This window comes from Rhodococcus sp. WAY2 (assembly GCF_009859915.1).
Classification (GTDB): Bacteria; Actinomycetota; Actinomycetes; order Mycobacteriales; family Mycobacteriaceae; genus Rhodococcus_F; species Rhodococcus_F oxybenzonivorans.
Genome location: NZ_CP046572.1, coordinates 3,663,770 through 3,682,695, shown reverse-complemented (window position 1 = coordinate 3,682,695; position 18,926 = coordinate 3,663,770). Strand labels below are relative to the sequence as shown.

The window sequence follows — 18,926 nt, the reverse complement described above, 5'->3', positions numbered from 1 at the left end:
CACGCTGAAGCCCTAGACTGCATCCACATCGCTGGCTACTGGATCCTATTTGGCCAGTTCGTCTGCGGCGACCGGCATGCATCCGCTCAGGGAGGCTCAATGAGTTTCGTTCCCCCGTCCGACTTCCGCACCCGTCCCGATCTGCGGGGCACGTTCGGTATGTGCGCTTCCACGCACTGGCTGGCAACTCAGACTGCGCAGTCGGTCCTCGAACGCGGGGGCAACGCCTTCGATGCCTCGACGGCGGCCGCATTCGTGCTGCACGTAGTCGAGCCGCACCTGAACGGGCCGGGTGGAGATTTGGTGGCCATTGTGGCACCTGCCTCGGGGGATCCGTCCATCCTGGTCGGGCAGGGCCCCGCACCTGCCGGCGCGACGATCGACCACTTCCGCGCCGAGGGACTGGGCATGGTTCCGGCCGCGGGGGCGTTGGCCGCCGCGGTGCCCGGGGCGGTGGACGCATGGCTGTTACTGCTACGCGACTACGGCACGTGGGAACTCGCGGATGTGCTCGCGTATGCGATCGACTACGCCGGCAACGGACATCCCCTATCCGAGCGCGTCGGTGCCGTGATCGGCACGGTGGCAGAGATGTTCACCCAACATTGGCCCACCTCGGCGGCATTGTGGATGCCTGACGGTGCGCCACCGGCCGGCGATGTGATGTTCCGCAACCCGGCGTTCGCGAACACGCTCGGCCGGCTCGTTTCGGAAAGCCGGCACGCACCGACTCGGGACGCGCGTATCGAGTCTGCTCGCGCAATCTGGAAGAGCGGATTCATCGCCGAGGCGATCGAGTCGTTCGCCCGCCAACCGCACCGGCATTCGTCCGAATCGGACCATGCCGGAGTCGTGACGGCTGACGATATGGCGGGGTTCAGTGCCCACTACGAAGCCCCGGTCGCCTTCGAGTTCCGAGGACACACCGTCCTGAAAGGTTCGTCGTGGGGGCAGGGACCGGCGCTCCTGCAGGCACTCGCCATTCTCGACGGCTTCCCCGACGAACAGATCGATCCTTCCACCGCACTCGGTGCTCACCACGTTTTGGAATCGCTCAAACTCGCGATGGCAGACCGGGACGCGTACTACGGCGAGAATCTGTCGTCAGAACAGCTGGAACTTCTCCTCTCGCCCGAGTACGCGTCTGTCCGCAGGAAGGAGATCAGCGAGACGGCGTCCCACGAGTTCCGCCCCGGAGCCTGCGGCCTCGATCCGTTCTTTCCGCCACTCGTCGAAGATACCGGCGCTCCGCGCGGGGGCTCGTCCGGTGAGCCCACCGTGTCAGTGACCGGTGAAACCCGAGGTGACACGTGCCACCTCGACATCATCGATCGTTGGGGAAACGCGGTGTCTGCCACACCCTCTGGTGGGTGGCTCCAGTCCTCACCGACGATCCCCGAACTCGGATTCGCATTGGGTACCCGGCTCCAGATGACGTGGCTCGACCCGGCGAGTCCGTCCGCACTGCGGCCGGGTCACCGTCCGCGGACCACGTTGACACCGACGATGCTCCTCCGTGGGACGGAGGTCGTCGCCGCCCTCGGCACCCCGGGCGGCGATCAGCAGGATCAGTGGCAGCTGTCCTACCTGCTGCGCACACTGGTCGGCGGGTACACGCCACAACAGGCAATAGACGCTCCCACACTCCACACGACCTCGATGCCGAGCTCCTTCTGGCCGCGCCGATGGACCCCTGGCGGAGCGGTCGTGGAGGACCGCCTGGGTGAAAACGTCATCACCGAGCTCCGAGAGCGTGGGCACCTGATCACCCTCGCGGGAGATTGGACCCTCGGCAGGCTCAGCACGGTGACCAGGGACCCCACGACGGGCGTGCTGGGTGCCGCGGCCAACGCGCGCGGTGCCCATGGTTACGCCGCCGGTCGGTAGCACGGCGGCTGCGGGCGGGCGCAGCCACGTCACGGCGCGAACGACTGATGCGACCGCTTGATGATCAACTCTCGGGCCCGGCGGGAGTGCTCGACCATCAGATCCCGGGCGAGGTTTCCGTCACGTCGGTCGATCGCCTCGGCTATCGCCGCATGCGCGGCCGCGTTCTCGTCGAGAAGCCGTGGATCGGCATCCAGCGCCGTCCACGTCAGATTTCGAGGAATGCGGTGGTGGAGCGAGGCGACGGTCGCGCGCAGTTGATCGTTCCCACAGGCGGCAAGGACGGTGTCGTGGAAGGCATTGTTGGCGTGAACCCAGCCGGCCCGCAGTTTTTCCGGATCGGCGTCGCCCGCGAGCGCCTGCTCAACCACCCCGCGGAAGGATTCGACCGCATCGAACAGCTCACGTAGTTGTACATAGGTGATCTGGCGGGCGGCCTCGTGGGCTGCGTGCCCCTCCAGTACCGCCCGCACCTCGAACACTTCGAGCAGCTCACGCATCGAGGGGAGCTTCGGCCGAGCACCACGGTTCGGGACGATTTCCACCACCCCCAGGGCCTGTAGCTGCGCAAGGGCCTCACGAATGGGCATCCGGCTGACCCCCAGCTCCTGGGCGAGTGGTTCCTGCCTGATCCACGTCCCGAAGTTGTAGGTACCGCGACTGATGCGGTCCTGGATGGTCTCGACGAGCTGCTGAACCAGAGGCGAAGTCGCCGCGCCTTCCTCGGTGCCGCCGACGACCTGATCTGCCATGCCTATCCCTCCTCTCGCCCAGATCCTTATTGGATCCCTTGTCACTCTAATCGGATCACGGGTGATCTGAGCCCAGTCGTCACGCGTTACTCACGGAAGGTTGAAAACATGTCGAGGATTCCTGTGTGGGCCATGATGGCCACCCCTTTCGATGCGAATGCCGAACGGATTTGCGAGCGATCGCTGCGCGCCCTTACCGAAGAGTCGCTGACACGAGGCTGCTCGGGGATCATCGCGCTAGGGGTCATCGCCGAACCCGACTCCCTCTCGCCGGCGGAGAAGTCGCAGGCGTTGGGGGTCATCCTGGACAGCGCCGGACCCGCACCCGTCATCGCTGCGATCATGAATCGGAACCCCGCCGACGCCGCGAAGGAACTCGCCGTACTTACCGATGAATTCGGTGGCCGCCTGCACGCCGTGATGGTTCCGGTCCTGTCGCCGGACCCCGTGGAGCTGCGCCGCGCTCTTGCCACCACGCATTCGATCACGAACTTGCCCGTGCTCCTACAGGATCTTCCCGCTGCGACCGGGGTCACGATCGCGATCGATCACCTCCAGCAGGCGGTGACGGGACTGGATTTCCTGTACGGAATCAAGTGCGAGTGCCCCCCGACATTCTGGCGTATCCGCCGGTTGAGGGAGGTCACGGAGGTCCATCTCATGGCGGGTTTCGGGGGCCTCGGTCTGGTCGACGATGTGCTGGCCGGTGCCGACACCGTCGCGGCGGGAGTTTCGGTGCCGGAGGTCCTCGTCGACGCGGTCGACCTGTTGGCGGCGGGCGAGGTGGGCGCTGCGCAGGGTGTGATCGGCCGGGCAGCGGGCTTGATCAACTTCGAGACTCAGGCGCGCACCAGCATTGCGATCCGGAAAGAACACTGGCACCGCCAGGGTGTCATCGCCCACTCGACGGTCCGGCCGCCGTCGTTGCCCTATCTTGCCGAGTTCGACGAGCACAGTCGAGATCACGGATTCCCCGCTCCTTCGCCGGGGAATTAAGCAGCCGCATGTCCCGTGGGACCCGACCCCGTGGTCCGCCACTGATGAACTTCGGACACCGTCAACCAGGTCAGGTGGTGGCGGTCGGCGAAATCGACTGCTTCAACGAAATCGGCCATGCGCCGCTCGTCGACAGTGCTGACGAGAGTGGCCATGACCGCCGCCGGTATCTGGCCGGCTTCACGGGTGAGGTCGAGCGCCGCCTCGGCGCGGCGCGGTCGTTCCAGTACACCACCGATCGCGGCGCGGATCGGCACGGTGTGACCCGGACGAGTGAACTCCTCCGGCTGGGCAGCCGGGTTCGCGAGTGCTCGCGACGTCACTGCCCTGTCATGGGCCGAGATGCCCGTGCCGACGCCGTCGATGGCATCCACCGATACCGCGTACTCGACGCCGGTCGTGGAGTAGTGCATCGGGGGGAGTCCCAAGCGATCGCACTCCGCCGACGGCAGAGCGATCGTCACGAAACCCGAGCTGTGCCGGACGAGGAAGTCCATCGTGGTTGTCGATACCGACACGCCGGCGCAGACGAGCTCCGCTTCCACGGCATCGGCCCGGTCGGTGCAGATGAGAACGACGGGCACACCCGCGGCGAGCGCCCGTAACGCAGATCCGATGCGGTGGGCTGTAGCTGCAGAAACGGTTGCTTTCCCACCGGAGCGCCGCCTTGCGAACAAATTTCTCACACCAAATAGTGGAATGCGAATACTCATTCCACTATGGTAGCTGTCACACCTCGAATCGGCACCGCGCTTTCTCGCACAGCCGGACGACGAGGACACCAACCACAGGAGTTCACGATGACCGTTTCTGCACCCTCCATTGCCGGTGCACTGCCCACCGATCGCGATGAGGTCGTCCGACGAGCCAAGGAACTGCGTCCGTTCCTCGCCGACGCGGGTCCGACGATCGACGCCGAAGGGTCCGATCCCACCCACAACATGCGCCTGCTCGGCGAGGCAGGTTTGCAAGCCTTGAACGTCCCGGCCGATCTCGGCGGACTGTGGGAGGGGCCGTCGTTCGGGGGCTGGCGCCACACGATCGAGACACTCACGGAGATCTCAGCCGGCGACGGTTCGACCGGCCAGTGTTGGCTCAGCGGCGCTTTGGTCGCTCGCGAAGTCTTTCAATCACAGGAATTACCGTCCGAGACGCGCGAGCAGCTGGCCGACGAGGTACTCCGCAGCGGGCGTCGATTTGTGGCCTCGAACGCGGAAACGGGTGGAAATGGACGCGTCGTCGGGCGCAGGGTTCCCGGCGGCATCGTCGTCGACGGCACGAAGACCTTCAACACCAATAGTGGCGGCGGAGGCCAGGACATCACCAGCGTGAGCTTCGCACTTCTCGGAGACGACGAGCAGCTCGAATCGAGCACCCGCCACCACGCGCTGATCCGGCTCGACAATCCCGCACTTACGTTGCATCACGACTGGGACAACATGGGCCAGCGCGGCACATACAGCCAGACCATCGACTATCGCGAGGTTTTCGTGCCCGACGGGTGGCACTTCCCGGCCCACGTTGCAGATCCCTACTTCTTCTGCGCTGCAATGCTTTTGCACGCCGGACTACTGCAAGGCATCGGGGAGGGCGCCTACGACGCAGCGATCGCGTACCTGCAGAAGCTCAACCGCCCGAGTATGCCGAAGTTCGGCACGGCTACCAATGATCCGCTGATGCACCGGCAACTCGGTGAGATGTCGAGCGAGCTCGCCGCGTCGCGTGCACTGATGGTCACCGTCGCAGAGCAGCTAGAGTCCCCGGCCCGGGATGCCGAGCCCGCCGAGATGGCGATTCGCGGATTCCGCGCCAAGGTCGCGAGCACGCGCGCCGGTCTCGAGGTTTCCTCCCGCATCCACGATCTAACAGGCGCACGCAGTACGTCGAACACGTACCGTCTCGATCGATTTTGGCGCAATGCACGCACTTTCGGCAGTCACGACTCGATCGATGCGAAAAACGCGTTCATCGGTGCGTTCGATCTTGCCGGCGCATTGCCGGCGATTCCCGATTACATCCGCATCTAACTGATCTGCCCGAACGCCTCTCGGCTCGGGTACGAGCCCGAACCTGCTCGACGAGGACCACACCAGGAGGATCGTATGAGTGCACAATCAGCACCATCGACTGCGCAGCACATCACGGATTTGGTACCGCCCGTGGACTACCGTCAGTTCGCTCCGCCTGCGCTGGTCGAACCTCGCCCGTGTGATGTGCTGCCGGGGGCAGTGAGCTACCTCGACCTGCCCTTCGCCTCGGATGCCGGCTGGCGACCGCTGCGCCTCGATCTGCACGTGCCCACGGGAACCGAGGTGGCCCCCGTCGTGGTTTACGCCCACGCGGGCAGCTTCCTCGCCGGTATCAAAGAGATGGGTCCTTGGCACTCGCTTCCCGGGCAGGGCATCGCTGTGGCGTCCGTCGAGTACCGACTGTCAGGGGAGGCGCAGTTCCCCGAGCCGATCGAAGATATCCGCGCCGCAGTTCGCTGGGTTCGCGCGCACAGCCACCAATTCAACCTCGACGCCGGCAAAGTAGCCGGATGGGGTAGTTCTGCAGGTGCATACCTGATGTTGATGGCCGCGCTCGATGGTCCGAGCCCGGTGGGTCGCCCCATGGGCGAGCACCTCGACGAGTCGGCGCAGCTCTCCGCGGTGGTCGACCACTACGGTGTCACCGACCTCGCTGCATTGCGCGCCGATGCTCATGCGGACCCGGCCGTCAGCGTCGACGATTTCGACGAGGTGATCCGCCGTTTTCTCGGTGATGAGCACCGATGCAGTGACGCAGCATCCTCGATACCTGGTCTCGTCCGGCAAGGGGCGCGGCTTCCGCCGCTGTTGATCATGCACGGCGACGATGATCGGCGGGTCGGGATCGGACAGAGCCGGCGGCTCCACGAGGCCGTCTCCGACTCCGGTGGACGTTCGGAGATGGTGGTAGTTCCCGGCGCGGACCACGGTGACGCTGTGTTCGCACACGATCCGCTGGTCTCGGACGTCGTTCGATTCCTCGAACGTGTGTGGACCGGCACCGAGGCGGGAGAATGAGCGGATGACCTCGATACCTACGCCCGAACGTACCGCGCCCAAGCAGAAGCGCAGCATGCGCTCGGAACAGCAGATCCTTGCAGCGGCGGTTGCCCTGCTGACCAGTGAGGGATTCTCCGAATTCACCATGTCGTCGGTCTCGGATGAATCGGGAGTGTCGATCGGCGGTGTCTATCGACGCTTCCCGAATCGCGAGGCCCTTCTTCGGCAGGTCAAGGAAGAGGTGATGAGCGACTTGGAGGCCGTGGTCGAAGAGCGTCTGGCTTCAGAACCACACCACCTCACCGAGGTTCTCGACACCTTCACCGGGGTCTTGTCTACCGAATACTTCGCGCGAAGCCGGCTGTTTGCCTTCATCTTCGTCCACAGCGCCGATGACAGCGCTATGCGGCGGCGTGGGTTCGATTTCCATACCCGGATGAAACAGATGCTGCTGGAGGCGGTTCGGCGGTGCAGCGAAGTGTCCGGGGATGACCTTGATGCGGCCGTCGATATCGTCTACGAGGTCATCATGCAGAGCCTGCTGATGCGCGTCACGACAGCCGGCAGTGTCACGGCCGACGAACCCACCTATGCCGGTCGACCCGATTCCGGCACCTATGCCACCGAACTGGCGCGCGTGGCGCGCCTGTATCTCATCGAGCGCTGCGGCTGAAAGACGCGCAGTCGCTCACCGTCAGGAGAATGCACGTGACTACCAAACCCATACTCGATCACGCGGGCCTGCGGGCGCTGTATGGATCATTCCCGACCGGTGTCGCAGCGGTCGGTGCTTACGTCCAAGGGACACCGGTCGGCATGGCCGCGAGCTCGTTCACCTCCGTTTCACTCGATCCCGCACTGGTGTCGGTTGCCGTCCAGAACACCTCCCGTACCTGGCAGGTCCTTCGCACGGCGCCTCGAATCGGGATCACGATCCTGGCTCGGTCCCAGGCCTCGACCTGCCGACAGCTTTCACTGCGCGAGGGCGATCGCTTCGCGGGTGTTCGGTGGTCGACCACGATGCGGGGGGCATTACACATCGACGACGGAATCTCCATGCTCGACTGCTCCCTGCACGCCGAGATCGATGCCGGCGACCACGCCATCGCCTTGTTCGCCGTGCACGACTTCACCCTCGCGGAGACAGCAGATGATCCGCTGGTCTTTCACGCGAGCTCGTTCAAACAACTCGCCGCGTCCTGACCGACCATGCCTCGATCAGCCTCCGCCTTCCAGCTTCTTTCCATCGAGGAGTTCCGCCATGTCTGTAGGTACATCCGCGTCGGAATCGACTGCGCCCGTGAAGTCGTCCCCGGAATCGATGACCCTGCCTCTCATGCTCGTCCTGACCTTCGTCACCGGCGTCGTCGACTCCGTCGGCTACCTCGGGCTGGACCGGGTCTTCGTCGGCAACATGACCGGTAACATCGTCATCCTCGGGATGGGTCTGGCCGGTGCGGACGAGTTGCCCGTACTCGGCCCCGCGATGGCGCTCGTCGCCTTCACTGCAGCGGCTTTCGTCACGGGCTTGGCGTTGCGCACCCAGCCGTCCGGCTGGACGAGTCGAGTGAGCTTGTGCCTGGTGGCGGGATCTGCTGCGCTGGTGGGCTGCACGATTGCCATCTTCATGATCGACACTGCCGCCAACACCGCTGGTCAACTCGTCATCGCGGCCGTGACCGCCGCCACGATGGGGGCACAGGCCGCAGTCGCCCGTAAGGTCGGGGTCAAAGACATGACGACCGTCGTGGTGACCTCAACACTGACCTCACTCGCCAGCGAGTCCTGGATGTCCGGTGGACGATCGGCACTGTGGAATCGCCGGATCGGTGCCATCCTCGCAATCCTCATCGGCGCAGTAGTTGGCGCAATCGCCCTGCGGCACAGTCACCTCGGCGTCGCAATGGCCATCGCCGCGACTCTCACAGTCGCGGTCACGGTGATCGGACACGTCCGCATCGGCCGCCGCTGAGCCTGCCTGGGGCCGGAATTGGCCTTCGCGTTGTTTCCGCGACGCGAAATCCGCGTTCAGCACACCGTGAATGATGCCGTGACCGAGAAGGACGGCACAGCGCGCACCTTGACGTGCCCATCCACGCCAAAAGTGGGCATATTGCTCAATTTCCAGTCCAAGTCTTGCGCATGATGCCGAGCAATGCTTCGCTGTACCGACAACATGCCTATGCGGCATCGCCGCACTCCGGAGGTATCCCGTGATCGACCACACCATCGCACCCGTGCAACTTGTCACCGAGGAGGGGATACGCGTCGACGACCAGGAGCTCGCGCCGCTGATCGCGGACATCGACACCCTACGACTGCAGGATCTGTATGAAGATCTCGTGGTTGTGCGACGCATCGATGCCGAGGCGACAGCGCTGCAGCGCCAAGGTGAACTCGGTTTGTGGGCACCGCTTCTCGGCCAGGAAGCAGCACAGGTCGGGTCGGGTCGGGCGCTCGCCGAGGACGACTTCGTCTTCGCGAGTTACCGGGAACACGGGGTCGCGTACTGCCGCGGAGTGGATCCGACACACATGCTCCGATTCTGGCGCGGTTCAACGCATTCGGGATGGAATCCGCTGCAATACCGGATGACGACTCCGGCGATCATCGTCGGGAGCCAGGCCCTGCACGCCACCGGGTACGCGATGGGAACTCAGCTCGAAGGTGCCGCAGCAGCGACGATCACGTACTTCGGTGACGGTGCAACCAGTCAGGGCGACATCTCCGAGGCATTCGGTTTCGCGGCCAGTTTCCAAGCTCCCGTCGTCTTCTTCTGCCAGAACAACCAATGGGCGATTTCCGAACCGGTGTCGCTGCAGACCAAGGTGACCATCGCCGAACGAGGTCGCGGGTTCGGGATTCCGTCCGTCCGCGTCGACGGCAACGACGTCCTCGCCGTTCTGGCCGTCACCCGGGCCGCCCTCACCAATGCGCGAGAGGGCAACGGCCCCACGTTGATCGAAGCGGTCACCTACCGTATGGGTCCGCACACCACCTCGGACGACCCCACCCGCTACCGGAATTCGGCACTCGACGACGAGTGGAAACTGAAAGATCCACTGGATCGGCTCGAGAAGTTGCTCGAGCGAGAAGGTGCGCTCGACGACACTTACCTCACACGCGTACAGGAACGAGCCGACGCCACCGCAGCCGAATTGCGCCGCGGATGCCTCGAGACCGTCGAGCCCACCCCCATGTCCCTGTTCGATCACGTGTACGCCGATCCACATCCTCTCGTCGACGACGAGCGCCGCCAGTTCGAAACCTACCTCGCCAGCTTCGAAGGACCCACGCGATGACCACCACGACCACCACACTTCCCCTGGGCAAGGCACTCAACGCCGGTTTACGGCGCGCCATGGAGGACGATCCGAAGGTTCTTCTCATGGGAGAGGACATCGGACAGCTCGGCGGCGTTTTTCGCATCACCGAAGGTCTTCAGAAAGACTTCGGCACACATCGGGTGATCGACACACCGCTTGCCGAATCGGGGATCCTCGGCACCGCAATAGGACTGGCAATGCGCGGCTTCCGCCCCGTCTGTGAAATCCAGTTCGACGGATTCATCTACCCGGCATTCGATCAGATCGTTTCCCAGGTTGCCAAGCTGCATTATCGGACCGGTGGAAACGTCAAGGTCCCGATCACCATCCGTGTCCCCTACGGCGGTGGTATCGGAGCCATCGAGCATCACTCGGAGTCACCGGAGGGCTACTTCGCCCAGACTGCCGGTCTGCGAGTGGTCACCTGCGGCAACGCCGCCGACGCACATCTCATGATCCGCCAGGCCATTGCCTGCGATGACCCGGTGCTGTTCTTCGAACCCAAGCGACGGTATTGGGAGAAGGGCGCGGTCGACCTCGACGCCGGCGCGAACACCTTCCCGCTGCACAAAGCTCGGACTGTCGTAAGCGGCAACGATGCCACCCTGCTTGCGTACGGCCCGCTGGTGACGACGGCCGTGCAGGCCGCAACGGTAGCGGCGGAAGAGGGCACATCGCTGGAGGTCATCGACCTGCGTTCGCTCTCGCCACTCGACATGGACACGATCGAGGCCTCGGTGCGGAAGACCGGACGGCTGATCGTCACCCACGAAGCACCGGTGTTCCTCGGAGTCGGAGCCGAGATCGCAGCGCGAGTGACGGAACGTTGCTTCTACCACCTCGAGTCCCCGGTCCTGCGGGTCGGCGGGTTCACTCTCCCTTATCCACCGGCGAAACTCGAGGAGTTCTATCTGCCCGATGTCGACCGGATCCTCGACGCCGTAGACAGATCGATTGCCGCGTGACGCGCCAGAACGGAACACACCATGCCTGAAGTGAAGAGTTTCCCGCTTCCCGATCTCGGGGAGGGACTGACCGACGCGGAACTGGTCTCCTGGTTCGTGGCCGTCGGGGACACCGTCGAGCTCAATCAGATCATCGCAGAGGTGGAAACGGCCAAGGCCTCTGTAGAGCTTCCCTCCCCGTACGCCGGGACGGTAACCGCCTTACACGCCGCGGAGGGAGCGACCATCGACGTCGGCACCCCAATCATCGATATCGACACCGGCGAAGACAGCGCCGCCGCCCCGGCAGTCCCCACAAAGCAAATCTCCGCTGCCGCGAAGACGGGCACGCCGGAGCGCATACCGGTCCTGGTCGGTTACGGTGTGGCCGGGGACGGCCGTAGCCGACGGCATTCGCGCCCCGCAGCTGCCGGTGAGCGACGACGTGAAGTGGTTGGTGGACACGGAGTTCGAGGACGTCCGCTCGCCAAGCCACCGGTGCGGTTCTACGCGAACCAGCACGGTGTCGACATCGCTGAGGTCACCGCCACCGGTCCACACGGTGATGTCACCCGTGACGACATCACCGACTATTTAGCGGCGCGCCAGGCAACAGAGACCTCACCGGAATCGGTCTCGTCCGCGCCAGTGGTCGCAGGGAGCGCCACCGGCGACGAAACCCGAGTCGCGATCAAGGGCGTCCGCAAGCACACCGCAGCCGCGATGGTCACCAGCGCGTTCACTGCTCCGCACGTTACCGAGTTCGTGACTGTAGATGTCACCCCCATGCTCGAACTCCTCGACAACCTGCGTGCCCACCGACAATTCACCGGCGTGCGGCTGACCCCTCTGGCGCTGATCGCCAAGGCACTGCTCATCGCCCTCCGGGGAAACCCCAGCCTGAACTCGCACTGGGACGACGAAGCCCAGGAGATCGTGACGAAACACTATGTCAACCTCGGCATCGCGGCCGCCACGCCACGAGGCCTCATGGTCCCCAACATCAAGCACGCACACCAGTTGAGTCTGCGCGAGCTTGCCGATGCGTTGGTCGACCTCACTCTCACCGCCAAGGAAGGCAAGACCGGACCCGCAGACCTGAGCGGGGGCACCATCACGATCACCAATGTCGGAGTGTTCGGCGTCGACGCAGGTACACCGATTCTCAACCCCGGCGAAGCGGCGATCCTGTGCTTCGGAGCCATTCGCAAAACTCCCTGGGAATTCGAAGGCGACATCGCACTGCGATCAGTGACCACATTGAGTCTGTCCTTCGACCACCGATTGGTCGACGGAGAGCAAGGGTCGAAGTTCCTCGCCGACATCGGCCGCATCCTGTCTGATCCACTCGAGTTTGTCGCGCTCGGATGAGCACGTTCGACGGAACACCAACGCAGAGAGGAGATCAGCAATGATTCGGACCCCGGACCTCGTCGTCCTCGGAGGTGGGTCGGGCGGTTATGCCTGCGCGTTCCGAGCCGCCCAACTCGGCCTGTCCGTCACCCTCGTGGAGAAGGACAAAATCGGTGGAACCTGCCTGCACCGCGGATGCATACCCACCAAGGCGCTGGTGCACTCGGCCGAAGTCGCGGACACCGTGCGCGACGGCCATCGGTACGGGGTGCGTGGCACTTTCGACGGGATCGACACCGACCAGGTGCACCAGTACAAGGACAGCGTCGTCACCAAGCTGTACAAGGGTCTGCAAGGACTCGTCACACACCACGGCATCGAGGTCGTCGCCGGTCACGGGCGCTACGTAGGCAACCGGACCGTCGACGTGGACGGCGAAATGATCACCGGCAGATCGGTAGTCGTCGCGACCGGATCGTACGCACACACGCTTCCCGGCCTCGACATCGGTGGCCGTATCGTCACCAGCGACCAAGCCCTCACCCGCAAGGAAGTTCCAGAGCGGGTGGCAATTCTGGGCGGCGGTGTCATCGGCGTCGAGTTCGCGAGCGTGTGGTCGTCATTCGGGTCGCAGGTGACGATCATCGAAGCGCTCCCGCGGTTGGTCGCCGCCGAAGACGAGTGGACTTCGAAACAGCTGACTCGGGTATTCCGGAAGCGTGGCATCACGACGATGACGTCGACGAAGTTCGTCGAGGCCACCGAAATCGGCGAGACCGTGTCGATCACACTCGACTCGGGCGAGAAGATCGAAACCGACCTTCTCATGGTGGCGGTCGGACGCGGTCCCCGAACGGCCGACAGCGGTCTCGCTGAAGCCGGGGTGGAACTCGATCGGGGCTTCGTCGCCGTCGACGAGCACCTGCGCACCAACCATGACGGCGTCTACGCCGTCGGCGACATCGTCCCGGGTCTTCAGCTCGCTCACCGCGGCTTTCAGCAAGGACTGTTCGTCGCAGAACACATCGCGGGGCTAGACCCCACCCGAGGCGACGAATCGACCATTCCGCGGGTCACCTACACCAACCCCGAGATTGCTTCCGTCGGGCTCACCGAGGCCGCCGCGCGCGAGAAGTACCGAGAGGTCTCGACGATCGTCTACGACCTCGCCGGAAACGGAAAGAGCCAGATACTCGGCGCCAGCGGCGGCATCAAGGTCATCCGCGCCGGCGCTGGATCCGCCGGCGGTCCGGTTGTCGGCGTGCACATGGTCGGCGCACGGGTGAGCGAGCTGATCAGCGAAGCCCAACTGATCGTCGCCTGGGGTGCCCACCCCCAGGAGGTCGCCCAACTCGTGCACGCCCACCCCACCCAGGCGGAAGCACTCGGTGAAGCACATCTGGCACTCGCCGGACAACCTCTGCATACGCACGGCTGACCACGCCCTCCCTACACATCATTACGAGAAGGAACACCACATGACACTGACCACCGACGCCCCGGGCGACGTGGCGACTTCCGACTACAACAACGTTTTCGGCCGTACAGATGCGATACCCGGGCTTCCCCACGAACAAGTCGTCTTCTGCGAAGACGCCGCCACCGGACTGCGTGCGATCATCGGCATACATTCGACAGTGCTCGGTCCCGCGCTGGGCGGCACCCGCTTCTACCCGTATCCCGATCAGAGCAGCGCACTGACCGACGTCCTGCGTCTGTCGAGAGGGATGACGTACAAGGCGGCGATCGCGGGTGTGGCGCTGGGCGGCGGCAAGGCAGTAATCATCGGCGATCCGGAGCAGGTGAAGACGCCCGACCTGCTGCGTGCGTACGGCCGGTTCATCGACACCCTCGGTGGGCGGTACATCTCCGCCGGCGATGTCGGCACCAACACCGACGACCTCGATGTGATCGGTGAGGCGACCGATCACGTCGTCGGACGCTCCGCTGCGGCCGGGGGTTCCGGCAACAGCGGTCCCATGACGGCCCTCGGTGTCTACCAGGCGCTCCGCGCGGCCGCCGCGACCACCTGGGGCAAACCAGTGTTGTCGGGTCGAACCGTGGGTGTCGAGGGTGTGGGCAAGGTCGGCTCCGAGTTGATCGCCCTCCTTCTCGCAGACGGAGCACGCGTCGTCGCCGCCGACGTGCATGACGCCTCCCTCACCCGTGTCGCCGAACGTTTTCCCGACATCACCGTCACCGAGGACATCCTTGGTGAGCGGATCGACGTCTATGCGCCGTGTGCGATGGGCGGAACCCTCACTACCGATACCGTGCCAAGGCTGACCGCATCCATCGTTTGCGGAGCTGCCAACAACCAACTGTGGACACCCGGGGTAGCCCGGCAACTCCATGACCGGGACGTACTGTGGGTCCCGGACTACGTCGCCAACGCCGGAGGCCTCATCCAGGTGGCCGGCGAACGCGAAGGCGCGAACACCGACCGGATACGCGATCGCGTCGAACAGATCTATGACACCGTCATCGCCATCCTCGACAGGTCGAGAGCGGAATCGATCACCCCCGGACAGGCAGCCGACAGCATTGCCGGAGCACGCCTGTCCGCCGCCCGGCGCGGGTAGGAGGCATCACCAGTCGGGCTAGGTGCCCGTTGAACCAGCTGCCACCCGACGGCAGCAGGCGTTCCCCGTGCGCTCTGGCTCCCGCTCGGGGGGCGGGCGGCCTCGTCGTCCATTCGGCAAACGACGAGGCCGCCATTTTCACCCGACGCGGCCCGGCGCTACATGGAAACCGTCCCTGGGTGGTCTGTTCGACATGACCGCCGCTCGAGGACTAGGCGTAACCACGGCCAACGGTATCCTGATCACAGAGCATCATGAGGTGGATACTCCATGGGTCTTCGAGGGTTGTGCCGGTCCGATCGATCCCTCGATCCTCTGTGCAGTCGATCGGCCGGGACGTTCTCGATCGTTCGAATGCCTCCACGTGACAGCGAAGTCGCCGATGGCCGAATTTGATCCGTTGGAGACCCAGCGTGATGTCGCCCAGCCGGTGGCGGACGAGCTACGCGCGGCCGGATTCGAGTATGCCGACGAGATCGGCCGCGGCGGCTTCGGTGCCGTGTATCGCTGCCGGCAAGATTCCCTGGACCGCACAGTCGCGGTCAAGGTTCTCACCTCCGAACTCGACTCCGATAATCTCGATCGGTTCTTCCGCGAACAGCGAGCGATGGGCCGACTAACGGGGCACCCGCACATCGTCAACGTGCTTCACGTCGGCATGACCGACAGCGGTCGGCCCTTCATCGTGATGCCGTACAACCCACAGTCTTCGTTGCAGGCCCTGATCCGCCGCGAGGGTCCACTGTCGTGGCGCGATGCGCTTCGACTGGGCGTGAAAATGGCCGGTGCACTGGAGACCGCCCATCACTTCGGAATCTTGCATCGCGACGTGAAGCCGGGCAACATCCTGCTCACCGAATACAACGAGCCCCAGTTGGCCGATTTCGGCATCGCCCATATCTCAGGTGGATTCGAGACCGCCACGGGCATCGTCACCGGCTCACCGGCGTTCACCGCCCCCGAAGTACTGACGGGCCGGCCTCCGACCCCCAAATCCGACATTTATGGCCTCGGCGCGACATTGTTCTGCGCAGTCACCGGTCACGCCGCATTCGAACGCCGCAGTGGCGAGGCATTGGTTGCCCAGTTCCTGCGGATCACCACTCAGCCCGTCCCGAACCTTCGCGAGGAGGGGATCCCCGATGATCTGTGCGCCCTCCTCGAGCGGGCCATGTCCGCAAATCCGGATGATCGCCCCAGCACCGCCGCCGAGTTCGGTGACGAACTTCGGCAGGTTCAACGCCGCAACAACTGTGCAGTCGACGAAATGGCGGTGCATACCAGGACCGGCACGAATCACGGACTGCGGGACCATCTTCGCGAAAACCCCGCGCCCTCCGACTCGGCCCCGGTCCCACCTCACCCCGCAACACCCGAAGATGTGGACCGGGCGCCGCACACTGGGCGGAGCACGGCAGGGAACCTGCCCTCGGAGCTGACCAGTTTCATCGGCCGACGCCGCGAGCTGTCCGAGGCGAGGCGCCTGCTGTCCGTCTCGCGCCTGGTGACATTGACCGGGATCGGCGGTGTGGGCAAAACCCGGCTGGCGTTGCGGGTCGCCACCGACGCGCGGCGGGTGTTCGACGACGGTGTTTGGCTGGTCGAGCTCGGTCAGTTACGGGATGCATCGTTGCTGGCGGAGGTTGTCGCCGCCTCCTTGAGATTGCGGGACCAGTCCGCGCGAGCGGTGCAGGACGTGCTGGTGGAGCATCTCGCCGAGCGACGCCTGCTGTTGGTGCTCGACAACTGCGAGCACCTGATCGAGGCGGCGGCCGAGCTCGCGGAAGCACTGCTGCGGACCTGCCCCGAGTTACGGATCCTGGCCACCAGCCGCGAGCAGCTGGGCATCCGTGGGGAGGCGGCGATGCGGGTACCGCCGATGACGGTGCCGGACCCGGACCTGCCGTCGCTGAAGGGACTTCCCCAGTACGAAGCAGTGACCCTGTTCCTCGAACGAGCCGCCGCCGCGACGCCCGAGTTCGAACTCACCGAGGACAATCAGGGCGCAGTGGCTCAGATTTGTGCGCGACTGGAAGGTCTGCCGTTGCCGATAGAGCTGGCGGCGGTGCGGCTGCGGGCGATGACCGCGGATCAAATCGCACAGCGGTTGACCGACCGGTACCGGATGCTGACCGTGGGTAACCGAGGCACGCCGACACGGCAACAGACCCTGCGGCTGTGCATCGACTGGAGCCATGAGCTGTGTACAGCGGCCGAGCAGCAACTGTGGGGCCGACTGTCGGTGTTCGCCGCAGGTTTCGAACTCGACGCGGCCGAGGGTGTGTGCGCCGGAGACCACTCACCGGACGAACTGTTGGACGTGGTTGCGTCCTTGGTAGACAAGTCGATTCTGATCCGGGAAGAGCCGGGTGCGGTGGTGCGGTACCGGATGCTCGAGACCCTGCGTGATTACGGCCTCGAGAAGCTGCAGCACACCGGCGAGTACCCAGCGCTGCGACGCCGGCACCGGGACTGGTACGAGCAGCTGGCGGTGCGGGCGGAGGCTGATTGGATCAGCTCCCGGCAGCTGGGGTGGATCGACCGCCTCACCCGCGAGCTGCCCAATCTGCGAGAAGCCCTGCAGTTCAGTCTCACCGAATCCAACGGAGGCCACGCGGAAGCGGGTCTACGAATCGCCACCGCACTTTATCCACTGTGGTGGTCGCGTGGCTTGCTCTCCGAGGGGAGGCGCTGGCTCGACCGTGCTTTGTCGCTCGCGTCCCCGCGGCCGACCGCCGAACGAGTCATGGCGCTCTACGCAGACAGCTTGCTGGCCGGGGTGCAGGGAGACCTTCCGGCCGCGTACACACTGACCGAGCAGGAACGTGAAGACACCGAACAACTTGGGAACGCCCACACGGACGCGCTCCTCGCGCACAGCGCCGGGCGGCTCGCCCTGTTCAAGGGTGACCTTCCGGGAGCAATCGAGCAGTTCGAGCGCGCACTCGAACGCTTTCGCGCCGAAGGCGATCTCCATCGACAGATCGGGACCCTCCAAGGCCTCGGATTGGCCTGCGGGCTGTTCGGAAACACGGCGCGGGCGGCTTCCTGCCAGGAAGAGGTGCTCGCAATAACCGAAGCCCACGGGGAATCCGAATACCGGGCACGTTCGGTCTGGATCCTCGCGCTGATGGTCTGGCAGCAGGGCGACTCCGGACGGGCGATGAGACTGCTCGACGAAGGCTTGCAGCTGACACGCCTGACGGATGACCCGGTCGGCACCGCCTGGTGCCTGCAGGCGCTGGCATGGATCGCAGCAGACAAGCACCAATTCCAACGCGCAGCAGTACTATTGGGTGCCACCGAGGCGCTACGGCAAGTCATGGGAACAGCCACCGTCCTCGTTCCCGATCTGAGGACACACCAGGAAAAGTGCGAGCGCCACACGCGGAGCGGGCTCGGGAAACGCGCATTCGAGGCGGCCTTCCGCCATGGTCGGAACATGAGCTTCGAGGACGCCGTCGCCTACGCCCTTGACGAACCAACACCCGCCCCGGCTCCACAAGCCGCTGGTGCCGCTACGAGCCTCACCCGCCGCGAACGCCAAGTCGCCGACCTGGTTGCGCAGGGCCTCACCAACAAAGCGATCGCCGCACGGCTCGTCATCGCACAACGCACCGCCCAGGGACACGTAGAACATATCCTCACCAAACTCGGCTTCACGTCCAGAGCCCAGATCGCCGCATGGATCGCGGAGCAGTCCAGAGACGGTCCGAGCTGATGCCCCCGACCAGCCGCACCGAATCGAAGCGCTGAACTTGCCGCACAGGCTCTGATCCACGCGGTCCATCGTGCACACTCTCCGGCCGGAAACTGAATGTAGGGCTGAATAGATACCGTCGTGCCTGCCGTGGTGGTCGATGTTCATGTCACCGGCGATCAGCCTTCCGATTGTTTGAGTGCGGAGGTCTGTCGGGTGATCTGCTCGGGTTCGAGTCCGCCACGGACACCGGTGTCGAAGGCGTCGACCTAGCAATCCACTCCTGATCAACTGTGCCAAGCGGCCATGAACACCCGCCTCAGAAGCACGGCGCTATCCGCCACTGGCAGTCACGAC

Annotated in this window: 15 protein-coding genes; 13 read left to right on the top strand and 2 right to left on the bottom strand. The window is 64.7% G+C overall.

Annotation, left to right across the window (positions count from 1 at the left end):
• Positions 1-99: 99 nt before the first annotated feature.
• Positions 100-1,887 (top strand): gamma-glutamyltransferase family protein, encoded by a 1,788-nt coding sequence (locus GFS60_RS16870; RefSeq protein WP_159922896.1) that lies wholly within the window; start codon positions 100-102, stop codon positions 1,885-1,887.
• Between the two features lie 29 nt (positions 1,888-1,916).
• Here GFS60_RS16870 and GFS60_RS16865 read toward each other — a convergent pair whose 3' ends face one another.
• Complete coding sequence (locus tag GFS60_RS16865; protein ID WP_159922894.1) at positions 1,917-2,639, bottom strand: GntR family transcriptional regulator; 723 nt, start codon at positions 2,637-2,639, stop codon at positions 1,917-1,919.
• Between the two features lie 108 nt (positions 2,640-2,747).
• On the opposite strand from GFS60_RS16865, the gene GFS60_RS16860 reads away from it, so the two are divergent.
• A complete protein-coding gene (locus GFS60_RS16860) occupies positions 2,748-3,635 on the top strand; it encodes a dihydrodipicolinate synthase family protein (protein WP_159922892.1) in 888 nt (295 codons plus the stop codon).
• Here GFS60_RS16860 and GFS60_RS16855 read toward each other — a convergent pair.
• Positions 3,632-4,321, bottom strand: coding sequence for a 3,4-dihydroxy-2-butanone-4-phosphate synthase (locus tag GFS60_RS16855; protein ID WP_159922890.1), 690 nt, complete (start codon positions 4,319-4,321; stop codon positions 3,632-3,634). The genes GFS60_RS16860 and GFS60_RS16855 overlap by 4 nt on opposite strands.
• Positions 4,322-4,435: 114 nt before the next feature.
• On the opposite strand from GFS60_RS16855, the gene GFS60_RS16850 reads away from it, so the two are divergent.
• The 11 genes from GFS60_RS16850 (at position 4,436) to GFS60_RS16800 (ending at position 18,590) form a co-directional block, all read left to right on the top strand.
• A complete protein-coding gene (locus GFS60_RS16850) occupies positions 4,436-5,662 on the top strand; it encodes an acyl-CoA dehydrogenase family protein (RefSeq protein WP_159922889.1) in 1,227 nt (408 codons plus the stop codon).
• A gap of 75 nt (positions 5,663-5,737) precedes the next feature.
• Positions 5,738-6,682: an alpha/beta hydrolase gene (locus GFS60_RS16845; protein WP_159922887.1), complete on the top strand. Its 945-nt coding sequence runs from the start codon at positions 5,738-5,740 to the stop codon at positions 6,680-6,682.
• A gap of 55 nt (positions 6,683-6,737) precedes the next feature.
• Positions 6,738-7,337 (top strand): TetR/AcrR family transcriptional regulator, encoded by a 600-nt coding sequence (locus tag GFS60_RS16840; protein ID WP_159922885.1) that lies wholly within the window; start codon positions 6,738-6,740, stop codon positions 7,335-7,337.
• A gap of 35 nt (positions 7,338-7,372) precedes the next feature.
• Entirely contained in the window at positions 7,373-7,867 is a 495-nt protein-coding gene (locus tag GFS60_RS16835) for a flavin reductase family protein (RefSeq protein WP_236603171.1), read from the top strand.
• Positions 7,868-7,925: 58 nt separating this feature from the next.
• Positions 7,926-8,636 (top strand): YoaK family protein, encoded by a 711-nt coding sequence (locus tag GFS60_RS16830; RefSeq protein WP_159922881.1) that lies wholly within the window; start codon positions 7,926-7,928, stop codon positions 8,634-8,636.
• A 256-nt stretch (positions 8,637-8,892) separates the two neighbouring features.
• Entirely contained in the window at positions 8,893-9,966 is a 1,074-nt protein-coding gene (gene pdhA / locus GFS60_RS16825; RefSeq protein WP_159927278.1) for a pyruvate dehydrogenase (acetyl-transferring) E1 component subunit alpha, read from the top strand.
• Positions 9,963-10,955 carry an alpha-ketoacid dehydrogenase subunit beta gene (locus GFS60_RS16820; RefSeq protein ID WP_159922879.1) on the top strand — a complete coding sequence of 331 codons (993 nt, stop codon included), beginning with the start codon at positions 9,963-9,965 and terminating at the stop codon, positions 10,953-10,955. Before pdhA ends, GFS60_RS16820 begins: the two co-directional genes overlap by 4 nt.
• A 21-nt stretch (positions 10,956-10,976) precedes the next feature.
• Positions 10,977-12,305 (top strand): dihydrolipoamide acetyltransferase family protein, encoded by a 1,329-nt coding sequence (locus GFS60_RS16815; RefSeq protein ID WP_159922877.1) that lies wholly within the window; start codon positions 10,977-10,979, stop codon positions 12,303-12,305.
• 40 nt (positions 12,306-12,345) lie between these two features.
• Positions 12,346-13,725: a dihydrolipoyl dehydrogenase gene (lpdA, locus tag GFS60_RS16810; RefSeq protein WP_159922875.1), complete on the top strand. Its 1,380-nt coding sequence runs from the start codon at positions 12,346-12,348 to the stop codon at positions 13,723-13,725.
• A gap of 40 nt (positions 13,726-13,765) precedes the next feature.
• A complete protein-coding gene (locus tag GFS60_RS16805; protein ID WP_159922873.1) occupies positions 13,766-14,869 on the top strand; it encodes a Glu/Leu/Phe/Val family dehydrogenase in 1,104 nt (367 codons plus the stop codon).
• A 382-nt stretch (positions 14,870-15,251) separates the two neighbouring features.
• The gene (locus GFS60_RS16800) at positions 15,252-18,590 is read left to right on the top strand and encodes a protein kinase domain-containing protein (RefSeq protein WP_159922871.1); all 3,339 of its coding nucleotides are present in this window, start codon (positions 15,252-15,254) and stop codon (positions 18,588-18,590) included.
• Positions 18,591-18,926 lie beyond the last annotated feature (336 nt).